The organism is Roseovarius sp. (assembly GCF_965228755.1).
Taxonomy (GTDB): domain Bacteria; phylum Pseudomonadota; class Alphaproteobacteria; order Rhodobacterales; family Rhodobacteraceae; genus Roseovarius.
Genome location: NZ_CBDDIG010000013.1, coordinates 424,980 through 443,829 on the forward strand (window position 1 = coordinate 424,980; position 18,850 = coordinate 443,829).

An 18,850-nucleotide genomic window follows, 5' to 3' on the forward strand; every position below is an offset into this window, starting at 1 on the left:
ATGGCCGACCTCGCCGTCAGCACCCCGGCCCGCGACACCGGCGCGACACAGGACAGGGTTCTTCAGATCCTGCTCGGCGCCGCGCTTATGCTGTGCCTTGCCAAGCCGGTGCTGCCCGACTTCCTGGTCCGCCTGCCCGAGGCGTGGATTCCGCCGCTGGCCCAGTGGCTCGACTATTTCTTCAACGTCATCGTCATCGACACGCTGCACATCAACCAGCTCACCCGATGGTTCGCCGAGGGCCCGCTGGATTTCCTGCTGGGCGCCACCGCCAACCTGCTCGAGGGGAAATACCGCTGGCCCTATCTCGACGACCCGCTGCCGTGGTCGTCGATCGCCGCCGTGGCGGCGGTGATCGGCTATTATCTCGGCGGCTGGAAGATGGCGCTTCTCGCGGGCGGCACCTTCGTCTGGACCGCCGTGATGGGCCAGTGGGAAATCACCATGCAGACCCTCTCGGTGCTGGCCGTCGCCGCGCCGCTGGGCTTCGCGATCGGGCTGGTCACCGGCATCGCCGCGTGGAAGTGGAAGGCGTTCGACAACGCGATCAAACCGCTCCTGGCGGTGATGCAGACCCTGCCGTTCTACACCTACCTTTTGCCGGCGGTGATCTTCTTCAAGGTGGGGCCGACGGCGGGCGCCATCGCCACCACGATCTATGCCACCCCGCCGATGATCCTGATGACCACCATCGGCCTGAAGAAAGTGCCGCCCGAGATCGTCGAGGCCGGCAAGATGGCCGGCAGCACCCGCTGGCAAATGCTGACGCGTGTCTTCATCCCCTCGGCCCGGACCGAGATTCTCGTGGGCGTGAACCAGGTGATCATGCTCTGCCTCGCCATGGTGGTTCTCACCGCCTTCATCGGCATGCCCGGCCTTGGCGGCAAGCTGCTGGCGATGATGAACAGCTTCAAGCTGGGCCGCTCCTTCGAGATCGGCATCACCATCGTGCTGGTCGCGATCATGCTCGACCAGTTGTCGAAAGCCTGGGTCGTCAAGCTGCCCGAGCATCACGAGCGGGGCACGCCATGGTACATCCGGCACAAGTACCTGGTGCTGGCCCTCGTGCTTTTCGCGGGCTTCTTCGGCCTCGCGCAGGTGGTCGAGTATTTCGACGAGGTCGGCCGCCGCCAGTCGCTCTCGGTCGGGCGCGAGATGGACAAGATCATCAAGTGGGTCCTCGATATCGACCTGATCCAGGCGATCACCGGGGGCATCCGCTACGTGCTCAACGTCTGGGTGCTGATCCCCTTCCGCAACGCGCTTCTGTGGATCCCGACCTCGGCCTTCATCCTGCTGATGGTGGCCTTTGCCTGGGGCGTGGGCGGCAAGCGGCCGGCGATCTATGCCGCCGTCTTCTTCACCATCATCGCCTTCACCGGCTGGTGGGACCGGTCGGTCATCACGCTCTACTCGGTCATCTCGGCGGTGATCCTGTCGATGTTCATCGGCATCCCGCTGGGCATCTTCGCCGCCCGCTCGGCCAAGTGGTCGCGGCGGATGCTGATCATCTGCGACACCGCCCAGACCTTCCCCAGCTTCATCTACCTGCTGCCCGCCATCATGCTGTTCGGCGTGTCCGACGTGACGGTGGTGCTGTCGATCGTGATCTTCACCACCGTGCCGCTGACCCGCTATACCATCGAGGGCCTGCGCGGCGTGCCCCCGGAAATGACCGAGGCTGCCGACATGTCGGGCGCGACGAAACGCCAGAAGCTGCTCAGCGTGCAACTGCCGCTGGCGATGCCGACGATGGCGGTGGGCTTCAACCAGGCGATCATGTTTGCCTTCTTCATGGTGATCATCGCCGCCTTCATCGGCACGCAGGATTTGGGACAGGAGCTTCAGCGCACGCTGGCGGGCACCGACCTCGGCAAGAACTTCGTCCTCGGGATCAACGTCTCGCTGATGGCGTTGACCTTTGACATGGCGCTCACCCGCTGGGCCGCGAAACGCAAGGAAGCATTGGGACTGGGCTGATGGGAACACTCGCAGATCACCGCAACGTCATGACCTTCGACCGCACCGGTTTCGTCAAGATGCCAATGCCCGGCCTGCCGGACGAGGATGTCTGGTGGAAGAACGTCTCCTATGACGAGACCGCGGGGCAGGGCAGCTACCTGATGATCATGGCGCCCGGCACCCGCTGCAACCCCCATCGCCACAACGGACCGGAGGAGTTCTACGTGGTGGAGGGCGATCTTGAAGATTGCGACGGCCACATGTACCGGGCAGGCGATTTCGTCTCGCTCTCGGGCGGGTCGGCGCATTTCTCGGTCTCGCATTCGGGCTGTCGGCTGGTGGTGACTCATCGCGGCACGATCGACGATCTGGATCAGGACGAATTGGAGGAGACCTGATGACCGTAACCCCGGTGTTCGAAACCCCGTACGAGCGGGCGGGCGTCATCACGCCCGGCCTGCCGATATTGCCCCACGGCACGGAACGCCATCCGGTGCCCGGCGGCGGCTCTCGCGCCGTGCCGGTGTACAAGGGCGACGAGATTTCCGTGCTCGACCGCGAGGGGCTGCAGAAGGGCGAACTGGTGTTCTTCAAGCCCGACGGCACCTCCGACGCCGCGATGCTGGGCGCCGCCAGCTACGGCCGCCCCGACGGGGTGATCTCGGTGCTGGCCAATGGCTCGCGCTCTGGTGCGAAGGTGGCAAAGGCACTCGACAAGGCGGGCTTCGACCTCGGCAAGGGGCAGGCGATCCGCGTCTTCTCCGACGGCTCGAACCCCGGCGACATGGCTACCTTCCATGCCGAGTGCGACGGGCTGCTGATCGTGGCGTCGCCCGGCGGCCCGATGGCGCCGGAGACGCAGAACCCGCCGACTGAGCTGATCCTCTATATCCGCCGCGCCAACCCCGGCGAGGGAAAGGGCGGCATGGCCCCGCCCGACCCGCTGGCCGACCCGATCCACGATATCAACATCCAGCCGGGCAACGCCAAAAGCTACGAAGTGAAGAAGGGCGAATACATCCAGGTGCTCGACGTGCAGGGCCGCGAATGCTCGGATTTCCAGGCCTTCGCCCTGCGTGACCTCGACAAGGGGCTCGAGCGGGAAATCGACCCGACCACCACCCGCACGCTGATGGGCCTCGTCTACCCCGCGCCCGGCATCTTCTCGAAATACTGGAATGTCGATCAGCAGCCGCTGGTCGAGATCGTGCAGGACACCTGCGGCCGGCACGACACGTTCGGCCTGGCCTGCACGGCGCGGTATTACGAGGAGCTGGGCTATCCGGGCCATGTCAACTGTTCCGACAACATCAACAAGGACCTCGCGCAATACAATGTCCGCCCGCGCGCCGGCTGGCCCGCGATCAATTTCTTCTTCAACACCATGCTCGACGAGACCAACGCCATCGGCATGGATGACCCGTGGTCGCGCCCCGGCGACTACGTGCTTTTGAAGGCGCTGACCGATCTCGTCTGCGTCTCGACGGCCTGCCCCTGCGACGTGGACCAGGCCAACGGGTGGAACCCGACCGATATCCAGGTGCGCACCTACGGCGCATCGGAGACCTTCAGCCGCTCCGTCGGCTACCGGAAATCTGCGGAGTCAGAATTGGAACAGACCAAGGAAACCGGCTTTCACGCCTGCTTTGCCCGCCACACGCGCGATTTCGTCGAATACAACGGCTACTGGCTGCCCAACAGCTTCACCAATCACGGGCCGGTCGCCGAATACTGGGCCTGCCGCGAAAAGGCCGCGATCATGGACCTTTCGCCGTTGCGCAAATACGAGGTCACGGGGCCCGATGCCGAGAAGCTGATGCAGTATTGCGTGACCCGCAACGTCAAGAAGCTGGCGGTGGGGCAGCTGGTCTATACCGCCATCTGTTATGACCACGGCGGCATGATCGACGATGGCACGCTGTTCCGGCTGGGCGAGTACAATTTCCGCTGGATCGGCGGCAACGACACCTCCGGCCTGTGGCTGCGCGAGCAGGCGCAGAAGCTGGGGCTGAACGCCTGGGTGCGCAGTTCGACGGACCAGTTGCACAACGTGGCGGTGCAGGGGCCGAAATCGCGCGATATCCTGAAGGACATCCTCTGGACCGCGCCCGACAAGCCGACGGTCGAGGAGCTGGGCATGTTCCGCTTCACCCCCGCGCGGCTGCATGATTTCGACGGCACTTCCATCGTGCTGGGCCGGGCCGGCTATTCCGGCGAACTGGGCTACGAGATCTTCTGCCACCCGAAGGACGCCGAGGAGGTGTTCGACACGATCTGGAAGGCCGGCGAGCCGCATGGGCTGACCCCCCTCGGCCTTGCCGCGCTCGACATGGTGCGGATCGAGGCGGGGCTGATCTTCGCCGGGTCCGAGTTCGACGACCAGACCGACCCGTTCGAGGCCGGGATCGGCTTCACCGTGCCGCTCAAGTCGAAGAACGACGATTTCATCGGCCGGGCGGCGCTGGAGGAACGCAAGGCGCATCCGCAGCGCAAGATGGTGGGCCTCGAAATCGAGGCCGGGCTGGTGCCCTCGCCCGGCGACTGCCTGCGCATCGGCAAGGCGCAGGTGGGCCAGGTGACGAGCGCGCTCAAGTCGCCCATTCTCGGCAAGAACATCGCGCTGGCGCGGGTCGACGTGACCCATGCCGAGCATGGTACCGAGATCGAGGTCGGCCAGCTCGACGGCCAGCAGAAACGCCTGAAAGCCAAGGTCGTGCCCTACCCGCATTTCGACCCGACCAAGGAGCGGGTGAAGGGCAACTACGCCTGAGCCACGCCGCTCACCGGCCCTTGCAGGCCGTCTCGCAAGGGCCGGGGTGTAACCCCCCGAACGTCGGTGCCTGCCGGACGCGCAGGATGCCTCCGGCGGGAGTATTTCCGGAACGGTGAAACACAGGGCTTGCGCTTCATCTTGCCTGAAATATTCCGGGGGGAGCGTTGAAATCTTCTGATTTCAACGTGGGGGGCTGGCCCCCCTTGCAACGCCCTCAGCCGCGGCCGATATAGGGCATCTTCGTTGCCATCACCGTCATGAACTGCACGTTCGCCTCGGGCGGCATCTCGGCCATGTGCAGCACCGAGCGGGCGGCCTCGCCCACCTCCATCATCGGCATCAGCGTCACGTTCGGGTCGGCTTGCAGAGCGCGGGCGTTCAGCTCCTCCACCAGCTCCGACCGGGCGTTGCCGATATCGATCTGCCCGCAGGCAATGTCGAACGCCCGCCCATCCAGCGACAGGCTCCGCGTCAGCCCGGTGATGGCGTGTTTCGACAGGGTGTAACAGACCGAACCGGGCCGCGGGTTATGCGCCGAGAGCGAACCGTTGTTGATGATCCGCCCACCTTGCGGGCTTTGCTTCCGCATATGGCCGAAGGCCAGCCGGGCGGCGATGAACATGCCGCGGATATTGACGTTCATCACCTGCTCGAACCCGTCGAGCGGGATGTCGTCGATCGGTCCCGCCGGCCCGAACATCCCGGCATTGTTGAACAGCACGTCGAGCCGCCCGGCCTGCGCCACGAAGCTGTCGAACGCCCCTTCCATGGCAGCCGCATCCGTCACGTCGGCGGGCAGGGGGATGGCGTTCGGGTACTGCCCCGCCATCTCCTCCAGCCGGTCGGCGCGCCGTGCGATCAGCCCGACCTGCCAGCCCGCGTCAAGAAACACCTCCGCCGTGGCACGGCCGATGCCCGAGCTTGCCCCGGTGATCACGATCGTCTTCATGTCTCCGTCTCCCCCTCCAGTGTCAGCGGCACGGGCGCGGTGCGCAGGTCATCCACCCTCAGCGGCCCCGTCGGTTTCGCCAGCCGGTTGCGCACCACCCAGTGCAGCCGCTCCTCGGCCCGCGTGATGGCGACATAGGCCAGCCGTTTCCACAAGGGTTGCCCGGCCTCGCTCCGCCCCATGCGGGCGGCGGCGTAGATATCCGGCGCGAACACCTGAACGTCGGGCCATTGCGAGCCTTGCGCCTTGTGGATCGTCACCGCCGCCCCGTGAAGGAAAGTGGCCCCCATGTTGGCGGCGAAGGGGATGAACGGCTCTTCCTCCTCCGGCTTCTCGATCTTCACGATCGAGGCGGCGCTCACCTGCGGATCCTCGGCGCCGATCACGTGCAGGCGCGAGAACCCAGGCTTTCGCCCCGGCCCGAGATAGATCACCTGCGCCCCCTTGATCAGCCCGCGCGCCTCGAGATCCAGCCGCTTCTTGCGGTGCTTGAGCGGCAGTTCGAGCCCGTCGCAGATCAGCGGCTCGCCTTCCAGCAGCTCCGTCTCCGGCGCGCCATGCACCGACCGGAAGGCGTTGATCAGCCGGATGCGCGTGGCGTTGCGCCAGACCAGCACGGGCGAGCGCGCCATCAGGTCGACCTCCACCCGCTGCGCCCAGCTTACCCGCTCGTCGCGCTGCGCCGTCTCCTGCACCAGCCGCTCGAAATCCTCGAACCCCACCTCCGGGTCACCCAGCGCATGGGCCAGGTCGAGGATCGGGTTGTCGGCATCCTGCCGGTGGATGCGGTGCAGCTCCAGCTTGGCGGGCGCCGCGAGCGTGTCGAACACCATGCCGCCGCCCTCGCCCTTCACCGGCGGCAACTGCGCCGGGTCGCCGAACAGCAGCAGCGTCGGAAAAATCTCCTGCAGATCCTCGAACTGCTTGGCATCCAGCATCGAGGCCTCGTCGATGAAGCCGATATCCAGCGGTTCCTCCCGCCGTTTCCAGCCGGTGATGAAATCCGAGCCCCGCAGCCCCGCCGCCGCCAGTGCGCCGGGGATCGACTTGTTGGTCTGGAAGAAGGCATGCGCCCGGTCGAGCGCCTGTTCGGTCAGCCCCTCGATCTCGGGCTTTTCGCCGTTCCCGGCCAGCCATTCGGCGATCTTCTCGTATTCCGGGTGATAGACGGGAGTGTAAAGGATGCGGTGTATGGTCGTCGCCGGCACGCCGCGCATGCGCAGGACGCTCGCCGCCTTGTTCGTCGGGGCGAGGATCGCCAGCGTTCGCCGGTCACGCCGGCGGCGCCCCTCGTAATCGCCCGAGACCACCTCGACGCCCGCCTCCTCCAGCGCGCGGTAGAGCGCGGCCAGCAACAGTGTTTTGCCAGAGCCCGCCTTGCCGATCACCGCCATCACCCGCTCCTTGCCCTCGCGTGGCGGGGTCAGCAGCCCCTCCTCGAGGTCGACGCCGGCGCCCTGCAGCATGGCGGTGATGCGGTCATGGGCCTCGGCCTGGTCTTCGGAATATGTCAGTGCGGTCGCGGTCATGGCGCGACCCTAACGGCGCGTCCGAAGCCATGCCAGCGAAAGCGACAGTAAGGCCCGCGCGTCATGCCGCTCACACGAAGATCAGCCCCCGGCTGAGCGCGCGGGCCACGGCATGCACAGTGTTGATCGCGCCCAGCTTGAACCGCGCGCTTTCGATATAGACACGCAGCGTGTGTTCCGAGATCGCCAGCGTCTCGGCCACCTGTGCCCGGCCGTATCCCAGCGCCAGCAGGGTCAGCGCATCCACCTCCCGCGGGCTGAGCGACAGGGTCTTGCCGGCCTCCGCCCGCTCCGGCTCGAACTCCAGCGCCTTGCGGTTGAAATCATGCGCGATCAGGATCAGCTCGCGGCAATGCGCCTGGGTGAAGGCGCGCCACGCCTCGTCGTCGCAGTCGTGGTTGGCGGTGAACAGCGCGAACTGCCCGTTCGGCCCCCTGAGCGGGACCGAAAAGCCCTGGTTGCCCACCCCGTGCTTGCGCGCCTCGGCAAAGAAGGCGCGCACCGCCTTGCCGGACCAGTCGAGCCGCTTCCAGTCGACCGGGTGGAAGCGCTGGTAACAGCCCAGCACCACCGGATCGACGCGCAGGTAATCCCGCTCGAGATAGCGGCGCATCCACTCGGGCGGGTAGGTTCCCACCGAGAATTGGGCGCCATCGGCGCTCAGCCAGTGGTAGGCCAGGTGATCGATGCGGAAGTGATCGCGCAGCGCGACGATGGCATCCTGAAGCTCGCCCGGATCAGACGCTTTCTCCAAGCAGGTCAGCAGCCGTTCCATCCTTGCCGGCGGTGCCACGTTCATGTCCGGGCAGTCCTTCCGCAGTCGATGCAATCTCGACCGCCGCCAGCAGGCATGTTTCGTCAATCTGCTCCGCCAGGGCCGGAAGGCCGTTCTGGCGGGCGAATGTCCTGAGGTCGGCGAGTACGTCGAGTATCCATTCGGTTTCCATGCCGAACCTCCACGATGAGCCTTAAAGAACGATTAACCAAACCCTAGCACGGGCGGCAAATTCGCCATACTCGCTGGTTCGCCCTCCCCCGAAATAGCGGGGTATACCGGTTCAACCTGTTGATTTCACGTCATTGACGGGCGGCCGAATGCGCGACGCCCGCGAACCGGATCACCGATTCGCGGGCGTCTGCCGTTTGCCGGAATGGGGCCGCTTACTTGCCCGCTTCCAGCACGTCCTCGACCGTGCGCAGCCCGGTCTTCGGCGCCTGCACCAGCACGGCCATGTTGCCCGGCTTGTGCTCGTTGCGCTTCATCTTCATGTGCGCGTGCGGGATCTCGTCCCACGGGAACACTTCCGACATGCAGGGATCGAGCCGCCGCTCGATCATCAGGCGATTCGCGGCCGCGGCCTGCTTCAGGTGGGCGAAGTGGCTGCCCTGCAGGCGCTTCTGGTGCATCCACATGTAGCGCACGTCGAACGTGGTGTTGAAGCCGCTGGTCCCGGCACAGATCACCACCATACCGCCCTTCTTCACCACCAGCGTCGACACCGGGAAGGTCGCCTCGCCGGGGTGCTCGAAGACCATGTCCACGTTCACGCCCTTGCCGGTGATGTCCCAGATCGCCTTGCCGAACTTGCGCGCCTCTTTCAGCCAGTCGAAATATTCCGGGCTGTTGACGATGGGCAGCTGCCCCCAACAGTTGAAATCCTTCCGGTTGATGACGCCCTTGGCGCCCATCGACATCACGAAGTCGCGCTTGTCCTCGTCCGAGATCACCCCGATCGCGTTGGCGCCCGCCGTGTTGGCAAGCTGGATCGCGTAGGAGCCAAGGCCCCCCGACGCGCCCCAGACCAGCACGTTCTGCCCGGGCTTCAGCTCATGCGGGTGATGGCCGAACAGCATCCGGTAGGCGGTGGCCAGCGTCAGCGTGTAACAGGCGCTTTCCTCCCATGTCAGGTGCTTGGGCCGCGGCATCAGCTGTTGCGCCTGCACCTTGGTGAACTGGGCAAACGAGCCGTCGCCGGTCTCGTAGCCCCAGATCCGCTGAGTCGGCGACAGCATCGGGTCGCCGCCGTTGCAATCCTCGTCGTTGCCGTCATCCTGGTTGCAGTGGATCACGACCTCGTCGCCCACCTTCCAGTTCTTCACCTTGTCACCGACTTTCCAGACGATGCCCGAGGCATCGGAGCCGGCGATGTGGTAATCCTGCCCGTGCACGTCGAACGGGCTGATCGGCTGGCCAAGGCCCGCCCAGACGCCGTTGTAGTTGACGCCCGCGGCCATCACCAGGACCAGAACCTCGTGGCTGTCGATCTCCCAGGTGTCGACCACCTCGACCTGAAACGACTTGTCGGGCTCGCCATGCCGCTCGCGCCGGATGGCCCAGGCGTACATCTGCTTGGGCACGTATCCCAGCGGCGGCATTTCCCCCACCTCGTAAAGGTCCTTCTCGGGCGCGTCGTAGGGCGCGATGCCGGTCTCGGTGTCCAGGGCCATCCTCAGCCTCCTTCAGTCAAGAATTCGCCGCAATGCAGAATCACGGCCTTCGAGGGTGGAATATAATCCTCCGCGCAACAATGCAATGCCCTGAGCGTGAATTTGGTAATTTTATAACCTCGCAGTTGCAGAAAGTCGCCCATCATTCGCTGCGGTCGCGAAGAAGATGCGCGATCGACCGCGCATAATACGCCACCACCGGCCGGTCCGCCTCGTTGACGGCAATGCCTGCGTCGCTCTCCACCAGCATCCCGCGCTTGCGCAGGTTGCGCAGGCCCACTTCCACCGCATAGGCCGCATCGTCCCGCGGCAGGTGCACATGCGCCTGTGGCAGTTGCACGGCCATCTCCCCCAGTTGCCGCTCCAGCTCGGCCCGGCTCACCGGCCCCTCCGCCTGCGTCAGCACATGCGCCACCGCGGGCACCGGCAGCACCGGCACCTCCTCGCCGATCCGGGTCATCAGGCGGCGGCCCAGGTCCTCGATCGTGGCGCCCGGCGTCTCGGCCTCGAACGCCTCCAGCGACAGCGGCGCACCGAAGCTGGCGGCGGCATAGCCGTGCCGGTGATAGCGTCCCGTCAGCCGCAGCCAGAACTGCCGCAGGATGAACCTCGCCACCACGCTGATCCGCGCCCGGAACCGCCGGTCGCCCCGTTGCCCGGCGGCCACAAGCACCCGGTCCTCGAACACCCGGTCGTAATTCACCGCCACCGGCACGAACACCACGTCGCGCCCGCCGCTCTCGTGCCCTTCGACGATGTATTTCAGCAATCCCAGCCGCGGCGGCGCCAGCGCCCCGTCAAGCGACAGGCCCCCTTCGGGAAAGATCGCCTGTGTCACGCCGCCCGCCGTGGCCATGCCGACATAGCGCGCCAGTACCCGGCGATAGAGCTCGTTGCGCGGCCGGCGGCGGATGAAATACGCCCCCATCGCCTTGATCAGCCGGCTCAGCGGCCAGACCCGTGCCCATTCCCCCACCGCGTAGGTCAGCGCCGTCCGCTCGGCGGCCAGCCAGGTGACCAGCACGTAATCCATGTTCGAGCGGTGGTTCATCACGAAGACTACCGTCGCCTCGCGGTCGACATGGCGGAATTCCTCCTCGTCGTAATGCCCCAGCCGCACGCGGTAGAGCGACTGGCTCAACCACCGCGCCGCCTTGATGGCAAAGCCGAAATAGGCGGTCGCGGAAAAGCTCGGCACGATCTCGCGCGCGTACCGCTTGGCCTGCTCGAAGGCGACGTTCTCGGGAATCCCCTGTTCGGCGGCATGATCGGCAATCGCGCGGGCGACCTCGGGGTGATAGATCAGCCGCTGGATCATGTCATAGCGCCGGGCCAGCTTGAACGGCTCGATCGGCCGCGCCAGACGCTCGTTCAGCCGCGCCACCACCCGCTCCATCCGCCGCCGGAAGAACCAGCGCACCGAGGGAAACAGGAAATGCGAGGCAAAGGTGACCGCGGCGAACAGCACGATCAGGACAAACAGCCAGAGGGGCAGCTCGACGGTCGAAGTCATGCCTGATCCTTGCACTTCACTTGCCGACAAGCTTTATCAGGGCCATGGCGGATGGACCAGACACCGTGACACCGATCCTGACGCCCGGTTTCGACCGGGAAGAGCGCCCCCATGCCGCGCGCCTCTTCTGGCAGGCCTTCAGTGGCAAGCTGGGCCCGGTGCTGGCGCCCGAGGACAAGGCGCTCCGTTTCCTCTCTGCCGCCCTGCACCCCGATTTCGCCATTTCCGCCCGCGACCGCGACGGGCGGCTCCTAGGGCTGGCGGGGCTCAAGACGGCGCAGGGCGGGCTGGTCGGCGGCGGCTGGCGCGACCTCGCGCGGGTCTATGGCTGGCCCGGCGCGCTCTGGCGGGGCGGGGCGCTGTCGCTGCTGGAACGGCAGGTCCGGCCCGACACCCTGCTGATGGATGGCATCTTCGTCGCCGAAGAGGCCCGGGGCAGGGGGGTCGGCAGCGCGCTTCTCGGCGCGGTCAAGGCGCGGGCGGCGCAAGACGGCAAATCCTCCGTCCGGCTCGACGTGATCGACAGCAACCCGCGCGCCCGCGCGCTTTACGAACGTCACGGTTTCGTCGCCGGCGATGTCACCCATATCGGCCCGCTGCATCACCTCTTCGGCTTTCGCAGCAGCACCGAAATGAACTGCGCCATACCCGCCCCGGCCCCCGATTGCCGCAACGCAGCGAATTGACACCCTCATAATATTCCCGTTATCAAGTGCCGAGCGTAACAAAATTGCGCAACCCGATTCACGAGGCCGCCCCATGTCGCAGACGCAGCAAAACGCCAAGTCCGCCCCGGAGAAAGACCGTCCCTGGCTGATCCGCACCTATGCGGGGCATTCCACGGCCGAAGCCTCGAACGCGCTCTACCGCTCGAACCTCGCACGCGGGCAGACGGGGCTTTCCGTCGCCTTCGACCTGCCCACTCAAACCGGCTATGACAGCGATCACGTGCTGGCGCGCGGCGAGGTCGGCAAGGTCGGCGTGCCCATTTGCCACCTCGGCGACATGCGCACCCTCTTCGACCAGATCCCGCTCGAGGAGATGAACACCTCGATGACGATCAACGCCACGGCGCCGTGGCTCCTGTCGCTCTACATCGCCGTGGCCGAGGAGCAGGGGGCGGATGTCTCGAAGCTCACCGGCACGGTGCAGAACGACCTGATCAAGGAATACCTCTCGCGCGGGACATATATCTGCCCGCCCAAACCCTCGCTGAAGATGATCGGCGACGTGGCCGAGTATTGCTACAAGGCCGTCCCCAAGTGGAACCCGATGAACGTCTGCTCCTACCACCTGCAGGAGGCCGGCGCGACGCCGGAACAGGAGCTGGCCTACGCGCTTGGCACCGCCATCGCCGTGCTGGACGAGCTGAAACCGCGCGTTCCGGAGGAAGACTTCCCCGTGCTCGCCGGCCGCATCTCGTTCTTCGTCAACGCCGGCATCCGCTTCGTCACCGAGATGTGCAAGATGCGCGCCTTCGTCGATCTCTGGGACGAGATCCTCGAAACCCGCTACGGCGTCGACAACCCGAAATTCCGCCGCTTCCGCTACGGCGTGCAGGTCAACTCTCTCGGCCTGACCGAGCAGCAGCCGGAAAACAACGTTTACCGCATCCTGATCGAAATGCTGGCTGTGACCCTGTCGAAGAAGGCCCGCGCCCGCGCGGTCCAGCTTCCGGCGTGGAACGAGGCGCTGGGCCTGCCCCGCCCGTGGGATCAGCAATGGTCGATGCGGATGCAACAGATCCTCGCCTACGAGACCGACCTTCTGGAATTCGACGACCTGTTCGATCACAACCCGGCGGTCGACGCCAAAGTCGAGGCGTTGAAGGACGGCGCCCGCCACGAGCTGGCCAATCTCGACAGCATGGGCGGTGCGATCAACTCCATCGAGTACATGAAATCACGCCTCGTCGACAGCAACGCCGAGCGCCTCAACCGGATCGAACGGAACGAAACCGTCGTCGTCGGCGTCAACAAGTGGACCGAGGGCGAACCCTCGCCCCTGCAATCGGAAGATGGCGGCATCCTCGTGGTCGACCAAGGCGTCGAGGCCGACCAGATCGACCGCCTCAACCAGTGGCGCGCCGAGCGTGACGAGGACGCGGTGAAAGCCGCGCTGTCCGCCCTGCGCGAGGCCGCGGCGATGGGCCAGAACGTCATGCCCGCCTCGATCAACGCGGCCAAGGCGGGTGTCACCACCGGCGAATGGGCCCAGCAAATGCGCGAAGTGCACGGCGAATACCGCGGTCCCACCGGCGTCTCCGGCAGCCCGTCGAACAAGACCGAGGGGCTGGACGAGCTGCGCGCCGCCGTCGACGCGGTGTCGGACCGTCTGGGCCGGCGGCTCTCCTTCCTCGTCGGCAAGCCTGGCCTCGACGGCCATTCCAACGGCGCCGAACAGATCGCCTTCCGCGCCCGCGACTGCGGGATGTCCATCAATTACGAGGGTATCCGCCTGACGCCCGAGGAAATCGTCACCGCCGCGCAGGAACAGCGGGCCCACGTGGTGGGCCTCTCGATCCTGTCAGGCTCGCATATTCCGCTGGTGGAAGACCTGATGACCCGCATGAAGGAGGCCGGCCTCGGCGACATTCCCGTCATCGTCGGCGGCATCATCCCCGAGGAAGACGCAAGGCGCCTTCGGGAAATGGGCGTCGCGCGGGTCTACACGCCCAAGGATTTCGAGCTCAACACCATCATGATGGATATCGTCACCCTCGCCGACCCGCAGGCGGTGGCGGCGGAGTAACCCGCCGCCGGCCCCGGTCTTACTCGGTGACCGTCTCGCCCTCGGTCGAGCCGTCTTCGCTCTCGCTCGCGCCGGGCTGTTGCAGCGGCTTGCGCTTCTGCTGCTGTTTCTCGCGCAGTTCCGCGATCCGGGTGGTGATCTTCTCGCCCAGCTCCTGGTTGCCCTGCGCGGCGCGGCCGATGGCAAGGTATTCGCCCGGCGTGATGCCCTTGGTCTTGGTCACGGCGGCCTTGGCGGCCTCGTCCGCCTCGGCGGCCAGCGCCTGACGCTCGTCGTCGGTCTCGGCGGCCTGGATCTGGGGCAGGTACTCGGCCCGGATCCGTTCCAGCGCGATCATCGCGTTGACGAAGCTCGTGATCTGGCCCTGCGTCACGTCTTCGGGGGCGATCTGCGGCACGTCCGGCATGGACGGGTCGGTGGCCTGGTCCGTCGCCTGGCTCTGCGTCTGGTCCTGGGCCTCGCCCTCCGTCTGGTCCTGCGCCAGCGCCGGCCCGCTCAGGCCGATGCTCGCCGCGGCGATCACCATCGTCAGCGTCGATGCGAATTTCATGGGTGTCTCCCTTTTCTGCCTCGTGGGTCAGGGCCTCTCCCCGCACCCGGTGAACGGCAGATGGCCATTCCCCCGCGCCTGCGCAAACCCCCTCGGCGGAAAAATGCCTCTCCGCGGGCCTATCGGGGCCGGTCAACATGGTCTAGAACCGGGGCAGGACCAACTTTTTCGAAGGCACGCCCATGTCCCGGACCGTCACCATCCGCCCGCTCGAACCCGCTGACAAGCCGCAGTGGTCGGCGCTCTGGAAGGCCTACCTGGAGTTCTACGAAACCTCCGTCGCGCAGGAGGTCTACGACACCACGTTCGACCGGCTCTGTTCCCCCGACCACCCCGAACAGAACGCGCTGCTGGCGCTGGTCGACGGCACGCCGGTGGGCCTGGTCCACTACATTTACCACCCCCATAACTGGCGGATCGAGAAGGTCTGCTACCTGCAGGATCTCTATGCCGACCCCGACGTGCGCGGCACCGGCGTGGGCCGCAAGCTGATCGAGGCGGTCTATGCCGCCGCCGACGAGGCCGGCTGCCCCTCGGTCTACTGGCTGACGCAGGATTTCAACACCACTGCCCGCCAGCTCTACGACCGGATCGGCACGCTGACCCCCTTCATCAAGTACAACCGCAAGTAAGGGGCCGGGCCCATGTCCATCCATATCGGCGCCGCGCCGGGCGATATCGCCGAATGCGTCCTGATGCCGGGCGACCCGCTGCGCGCGAAGTGGGCGGCGGAAACCTTCCTGTCGGACCTCCGCCAGGTCAACGCCACCCGTGGCATGCTGGGCTTTACCGGCACGTGGCAGGGCCACCCCGTCACCATCCAGGGCTCCGGCATGGGCATGCCCAGCCTGTCGATCTACGCCAACGAGCTGATCCGCGACTTCGGCGCCAAACGCCTGATCCGCATCGGCTCCTGCGGGGCGATGCAGGCGCATGTGAGGCTCAACGACGTGATCGTCGCCATGACCGCCAGCAGCACGACGACCCCATCCTCGACCATGCTGCGCGAAGTGAACTTCGCTCCATCGGCCGATTACACCCTCCTGCGCGCCGCCGTCGATGCGGCCGGGGCCAGGGGCACCCGCACCCATGTCGGCAGCCTCTACTCCTCCGACACGTTCTATGACGAGCGCCCCGACCTGACCGAGCAGATGACCCGCCACGGCATCCTCGCGGTCGAGATGGAAGCGGCCGAGCTCTACACCGTCGCCGCCCGCCACGGCGCCGCGGCCCTTGCCGTCTGCACCGTCTCCGACCACCTGCAGACGGGCGAGGCGCTCTCGGCCGAGGCGCGCGAGCAAAGCTTCTCCGACATGGTCGAGATTGCCCTCACCGCCGCCTTCCCGCGCTGACCCGCCCTTTCATCTTTCCAAAATACTCGAATCGCCACACCCGCCACGGGCGCACCGCCCGAGGCCCTTGCCCCCACCGGGCCCTTGCGCTTAGCTGCGGCAAACCAGGGGAAGACGGGACATGCCCAAACCACTCGACATCATCGTGATCGGCGCCGGCATCTGCGGCCTCAGCGCCGCGATCTGGCTGCGCCGCGCGGGGCATACCGTCACCCTGATCGACAAGGACCACCCCGGCGCCGGGGCCTCCTACGGCAATGCCGGGCTGCTGGCGCAATGGGCCATCGTGCCGATGAACACGCCCGATCTGCGCAAGACCGCCTTCAAGTATCTCACCAGCCCCGACTCGCCCCTGTTCTTCCAGCGCAACGCCTGGCCCGCCCTCGTGCCGTGGCTCTGGCAGTTCCTGCGCAACGCCACGCCCGCCCGCAACGCCCACATGACCGAAGGGCTGACACACCTCCTCACCGACAGCGTTGCCCAGCACCGCGCGCTCACCCGTGGCACACAGGCCGAGGACTGGATCGCCGACAGCGCGCTCACCTATGCCTATGCCAGCCGCGCGGCCTTCGAGGCGGACGCCGCTAGCTGGGAGACCAAGCGCCGCGCCGGCTTCACGCCCGAGATCATCGAGGGCCCCGCTGTGCAGGAGGTCGAGCCGATGCTGGGCTCCGAGACCGGCTTCCTCGCCGTGCTCAAGGATCACGGCCACATCATCAACCCCGGCGCCTACATGGAAGCGCTGGCCAAGGTGCTGGAGGACGAGGGCGGCACCTACCTTCAGGCCGAGGCGCAGGATATCGAGCTTCAGGGCGGCAAGGTCACCGCCGTTCTGACCAACCGGGGCCGTCTGCCATGTGACCGGGCGGTGCTGGCCGCCGGGATCTGGTCGAAACCGCTGATGCGCAAGCTGGGCCTGCGGGTGCCGCTGGTGGCCGAACGCGGCTATCACCTGCATTTCACCGGCCCTTCGCAGATGCCGAAGAACCCGATGATGATGACGCAGGGCAAGTTCGCGGTGAACCCGATGGCCTCGGGCCTGCGCTGTGCCGGCACGGTCGAGCTGGGCGATACGACCCGTGGCCCGTCCCGCGGCCCGCGCGACCTGATCGCCCGCAACGTCAGGAAACTGTTCCCGGCGCTGAAATACGAGGGCGTCGAGGAATGGATGGGTTTCCGCCCCTCCACCCCCGACAGCCTGCCGCTGATCGGAGAGATCAAGGGGACGGGCGTACATGCCGCCTTCGGGCACCAGCATGTCGGCCTGACCGCCGGGCCCAAGACCGGGCGCCTCGTCGCCGCGCTGATCGACGGCCAGCCGCCCAATATCGACCTTGCGCCCTACGACGCCAACCGGTTCTGAGGGGCCGGGCGCTAACGCCCGGCCATCAGCTGCACCATCGTCGCCTGCGAGATGAACCCGGTCACCGGCAGGTTGCGCGAGCGCTGGAACTGCCGGATTGCCCGGCGCGTCTGGCGGGTGAATTCGCCATCCGTCGCGCCCGGGTTGGTGCCCAGGCTGCTCAGCCGCCGCTCGATCAGCACCCGCGCGATCAGGGTCGAGGTGAACTGTCGCTCCTGTGCCCGGGCCGCCTCGATCTCGGCGGCGTTCTCGCGCCGGTCGGTCAACTCGTTCAGCCGCGCCCGTGCGGCGCTGGCGAAGGTGCTGTCGGGATAGGTGTTCAGGAACGCGCTGTAGCTCTCGGCCGTGTCGGCATTGCGCGCCGCATCCCACGCCTCGCGCTCCTCGCGCTCCGCCTCCTCGCGCTTCACCGCCTCGATCTCGTCCAGCCGGCCCTGCGCCTCGTCGGCGAACAGCCCGTCGGGATAGCGGTCGAGATAGGCGCGCAGGCCGTCCTCGCCGCCCGCCTCGCCGGTCTCGCGCCAATAGGCGCGATCGCGGCGTTCCTCTTCCTCGCGGCGCTGGCGGGCTTCCTCTTCCTGCCGCTGCGCCTCGGCCTGGGCCTGGTCGCGCAGCCGCAGAAGTTGGTTGCCGGTCAGGTAGCCGGTCTTCACGAACCCGTTTTCGGCCTGCCAGTCACTGATGGCGGAACGGCTTCCGGGGCCGAAGATCCCGTCGATACCCTTGGGGTCGAACCCGATCAGGGCGAGGTTGCGCTGGATCTCCCGCCGGTCGTTGCGCGACAGGTCGAGCCCCTCCTCGATCGACTTCGCCTCGCGCTCCGGCTCGTCGGTGAGATATGCGATGCGCTCCTCGGCCTCGGCCACATATGCGCCCTCGGGGAACTCGCCCAGGTAGGTCCGGTAGGCCGAGATCGTGTCGAAGGTCTGGACCGCCTGCCAGAACCCGGCCTCCACCGCCTCTTCCGAAGGCGGCATCGTCGCGGGGCCCATCAGCCCGGCATCGCGGGAGATGTTACCCTCCACCCGAACGCCGTCGGGCGCGGTCTCGGCCAGTTCGGCAAACGAGACCCCCTCCAGCAGGACCGACCCGGCCAGCATGTCGGCCAGCGCCGGGGACGGGCCGGTGATATAGGTCACGCCCTCCGCCATGCGGAAGGCCCGCGGCCGCGGGCGAAGCCCCGGCGCCAGCCCCTCGGGCGACATGCCGGGCGCCACCATGATGACGGTCGGCACGCCCTGCTGCTCGGCGATCGAGCCCAGGGCGTTGAGCGAAATGCCCATTGCCCCGGCCATCATCCGCTTCATGCCCTCGGCATTGTTCGACAGGATCCAGCTGTCCTGCCCGTCGGTGGCAAAGGGGCCCGTGGCCACGATCACCAGCCGGTCGACCTCGCCCTCGGTCAGCGCGGTCTCGACATTGACGGCGGCCAGGCGCATCGAGCGGATATCCCGGTCCGGCGGCTCGACCACCCGGAACCCGGCCTGGGTCAGCGCATCGCGGAAATCTCCCGCGCCGGCGCCTTCATCGTCCCGAAAGACGCTGGCCTGCCCGCGGTCACCGAACAGAAGCGCGATATTCTCGGCCTGCACGGCAGGCGCGGCAAGGCAAAGGGCTGTCACCAGCCCGCAACACAGTCGAAACATGCGACGACACCTCC

16 protein-coding genes are annotated in these 18,850 nt (G+C 66.7%); 8 read left to right on the top strand and 8 right to left on the bottom strand.

Translation table 11 applies throughout. From position 1 onward, the window contains the following. Genes ACO07J_RS20445 through ACO07J_RS20455 form a run of 3 tightly spaced genes read left to right on the top strand, consistent with a single transcriptional unit; the run spans window position 1 to window position 4,732 of the window. Window positions 1–1,980 (top strand): ABC transporter permease, encoded by a 1,980-nt coding sequence (locus tag ACO07J_RS20445; protein ID WP_422032386.1) that lies wholly within the window; start codon window positions 1–3, stop codon window positions 1,978–1,980. Then, window positions 1,980–2,360 carry a cupin domain-containing protein gene (locus ACO07J_RS20450; protein ID WP_422032388.1) on the top strand — a complete coding sequence of 127 codons (381 nt, stop codon included), beginning with the start codon at window positions 1,980–1,982 and terminating at the stop codon, window positions 2,358–2,360. Before ACO07J_RS20445 ends, ACO07J_RS20450 begins: the two co-directional genes overlap by 1 nt. Next, complete coding sequence (locus ACO07J_RS20455) at window positions 2,360–4,732, top strand: DUF1989 domain-containing protein (RefSeq protein ID WP_422032390.1); 2,373 nt, start codon at window positions 2,360–2,362, stop codon at window positions 4,730–4,732. Before ACO07J_RS20450 ends, ACO07J_RS20455 begins: the two co-directional genes overlap by 1 nt. A 217-nt stretch (window positions 4,733–4,949) precedes the next feature. Here the strand turns inward: ACO07J_RS20455 and ACO07J_RS20460 are convergent, their stop codons facing one another. The 6 genes from ACO07J_RS20460 to ACO07J_RS20485 all read right to left on the bottom strand — a co-directional run bounded on the left by ACO07J_RS20460 (window position 4,950) and on the right by ACO07J_RS20485 (window position 11,174). Beyond that, window positions 4,950–5,684 carry an SDR family oxidoreductase gene (locus ACO07J_RS20460; RefSeq protein ID WP_422032392.1) on the bottom strand — a complete coding sequence of 245 codons (735 nt, stop codon included), beginning with the start codon at window positions 5,682–5,684 and terminating at the stop codon, window positions 4,950–4,952. After that, entirely contained in the window at window positions 5,681–7,213 is a 1,533-nt protein-coding gene (locus ACO07J_RS20465) for an ATP-dependent DNA helicase (RefSeq protein ID WP_422032394.1), read from the bottom strand. Before ACO07J_RS20465 ends, ACO07J_RS20460 begins: the two co-directional genes overlap by 4 nt. 70 nt (window positions 7,214–7,283) lie before the next feature. Continuing rightward, window positions 7,284–8,012 carry a helix-turn-helix transcriptional regulator gene (locus ACO07J_RS20470; protein ID WP_422032396.1) on the bottom strand — a complete coding sequence of 243 codons (729 nt, stop codon included), beginning with the start codon at window positions 8,010–8,012 and terminating at the stop codon, window positions 7,284–7,286. Next, the gene (locus ACO07J_RS20475; protein WP_422032398.1) at window positions 7,951–8,160 is read right to left on the bottom strand and encodes a hypothetical protein; all 210 of its coding nucleotides are present in this window, start codon (window positions 8,158–8,160) and stop codon (window positions 7,951–7,953) included. The genes ACO07J_RS20470 and ACO07J_RS20475 overlap by 62 nt, the downstream gene beginning before the upstream one ends. Before the next feature lie 214 nt (window positions 8,161–8,374). Then, window positions 8,375–9,661: a crotonyl-CoA carboxylase/reductase gene (gene ccrA / locus ACO07J_RS20480; protein ID WP_422032400.1), complete on the bottom strand. Its 1,287-nt coding sequence runs from the start codon at window positions 9,659–9,661 to the stop codon at window positions 8,375–8,377. Window positions 9,662–9,803: 142 nt separating this feature from the next. After that, a complete protein-coding gene (locus ACO07J_RS20485) occupies window positions 9,804–11,174 on the bottom strand; it encodes a 1-acyl-sn-glycerol-3-phosphate acyltransferase (protein ID WP_422032402.1) in 1,371 nt (456 codons plus the stop codon). 65 nt (window positions 11,175–11,239) lie between these two features. Between ACO07J_RS20485 and ACO07J_RS20490 the strand changes: the two genes are divergently transcribed. Both ACO07J_RS20490 and ACO07J_RS20495 read left to right on the top strand, forming a co-directional pair. Then, the gene (locus tag ACO07J_RS20490) at window positions 11,240–11,860 is read left to right on the top strand and encodes a GNAT family N-acetyltransferase (RefSeq protein ID WP_422032404.1); all 621 of its coding nucleotides are present in this window, start codon (window positions 11,240–11,242) and stop codon (window positions 11,858–11,860) included. Between the two features lie 73 nt (window positions 11,861–11,933). Then, window positions 11,934–13,925 carry a methylmalonyl-CoA mutase family protein gene (locus ACO07J_RS20495; protein WP_422032406.1) on the top strand — a complete coding sequence of 664 codons (1,992 nt, stop codon included), beginning with the start codon at window positions 11,934–11,936 and terminating at the stop codon, window positions 13,923–13,925. 19 nt (window positions 13,926–13,944) lie between these two features. Here the strand turns inward: ACO07J_RS20495 and ACO07J_RS20500 are convergent, their stop codons facing one another. Next, window positions 13,945–14,475, bottom strand: a complete 531-nt coding sequence (locus ACO07J_RS20500; protein ID WP_422032408.1) for a DUF4168 domain-containing protein — start codon at window positions 14,473–14,475, stop codon at window positions 13,945–13,947. A 182-nt stretch (window positions 14,476–14,657) separates the two neighbouring features. Here ACO07J_RS20500 and ACO07J_RS20505 point away from each other — a divergent pair, with 182 nt between their 5' ends. The 3 genes from ACO07J_RS20505 to ACO07J_RS20515 all read left to right on the top strand — a co-directional run bounded on the left by ACO07J_RS20505 (window position 14,658) and on the right by ACO07J_RS20515 (window position 17,190). Beyond that, window positions 14,658–15,107 (top strand): GNAT family N-acetyltransferase, encoded by a 450-nt coding sequence (locus tag ACO07J_RS20505; protein WP_422032410.1) that lies wholly within the window; start codon window positions 14,658–14,660, stop codon window positions 15,105–15,107. Window positions 15,108–15,119: 12 nt separating this feature from the next. Continuing rightward, window positions 15,120–15,827, top strand: coding sequence for a purine-nucleoside phosphorylase (deoD, locus tag ACO07J_RS20510; protein WP_422032412.1), 708 nt, complete (start codon window positions 15,120–15,122; stop codon window positions 15,825–15,827). 121 nt (window positions 15,828–15,948) lie between these two features. Further along, window positions 15,949–17,190, top strand: a complete 1,242-nt coding sequence (locus tag ACO07J_RS20515) for an NAD(P)/FAD-dependent oxidoreductase (RefSeq protein ID WP_422032414.1) — start codon at window positions 15,949–15,951, stop codon at window positions 17,188–17,190. 11 nt (window positions 17,191–17,201) lie between these two features. Here the strand turns inward: ACO07J_RS20515 and ACO07J_RS20520 are convergent, their stop codons facing one another. Next, window positions 17,202–18,836 carry a peptidoglycan-binding protein gene (locus tag ACO07J_RS20520; RefSeq protein WP_422032416.1) on the bottom strand — a complete coding sequence of 545 codons (1,635 nt, stop codon included), beginning with the start codon at window positions 18,834–18,836 and terminating at the stop codon, window positions 17,202–17,204. Window positions 18,837–18,850: the final 14 nt, after the last annotated feature.

What these genes read in the sequence shown, in the direction of transcription:
- ACO07J_RS20445 (WP_422032386.1), top strand. Translation starts at nt 1, where the DNA reads ATGGCCGACCTCGCCGTCAGCACCCCGGCCCGCGACACCGGCGCGACA.
- ACO07J_RS20450 (WP_422032388.1), top strand. Translation starts at nt 1,980, where the DNA reads ATGGGAACACTCGCAGATCACCGCAACGTCATGACCTTCGACCGCACC.
- ACO07J_RS20455 (WP_422032390.1), top strand. Translation starts at nt 2,360, where the DNA reads ATGACCGTAACCCCGGTGTTCGAAACCCCGTACGAGCGGGCGGGCGTC.
- ACO07J_RS20460 (WP_422032392.1), bottom strand. Translation starts at nt 5,684, where the DNA reads ATGAAGACGATCGTGATCACCGGGGCAAGCTCGGGCATCGGCCGTGCC.
- ACO07J_RS20465 (WP_422032394.1), bottom strand. Translation starts at nt 7,213, where the DNA reads ATGACCGCGACCGCACTGACATATTCCGAAGACCAGGCCGAGGCCCAT.
- ACO07J_RS20470 (WP_422032396.1), bottom strand. Translation starts at nt 8,012, where the DNA reads ATGAACGTGGCACCGCCGGCAAGGATGGAACGGCTGCTGACCTGCTTG.
- ACO07J_RS20475 (WP_422032398.1), bottom strand. Translation starts at nt 8,160, where the DNA reads ATGGAAACCGAATGGATACTCGACGTACTCGCCGACCTCAGGACATTC.
- ccrA (WP_422032400.1), bottom strand. Translation starts at nt 9,661, where the DNA reads ATGGCCCTGGACACCGAGACCGGCATCGCGCCCTACGACGCGCCCGAG.
- ACO07J_RS20485 (WP_422032402.1), bottom strand. Translation starts at nt 11,174, where the DNA reads ATGACTTCGACCGTCGAGCTGCCCCTCTGGCTGTTTGTCCTGATCGTG.
- ACO07J_RS20495 (WP_422032406.1), top strand. Translation starts at nt 11,934, where the DNA reads ATGTCGCAGACGCAGCAAAACGCCAAGTCCGCCCCGGAGAAAGACCGT.
- ACO07J_RS20500 (WP_422032408.1), bottom strand. Translation starts at nt 14,475, where the DNA reads ATGAAATTCGCATCGACGCTGACGATGGTGATCGCCGCGGCGAGCATC.
- ACO07J_RS20505 (WP_422032410.1), top strand. Translation starts at nt 14,658, where the DNA reads ATGTCCCGGACCGTCACCATCCGCCCGCTCGAACCCGCTGACAAGCCG.
- deoD (WP_422032412.1), top strand. Translation starts at nt 15,120, where the DNA reads ATGTCCATCCATATCGGCGCCGCGCCGGGCGATATCGCCGAATGCGTC.
- ACO07J_RS20515 (WP_422032414.1), top strand. Translation starts at nt 15,949, where the DNA reads ATGCCCAAACCACTCGACATCATCGTGATCGGCGCCGGCATCTGCGGC.
- ACO07J_RS20520 (WP_422032416.1), bottom strand. Translation starts at nt 18,836, where the DNA reads ATGTTTCGACTGTGTTGCGGGCTGGTGACAGCCCTTTGCCTTGCCGCG.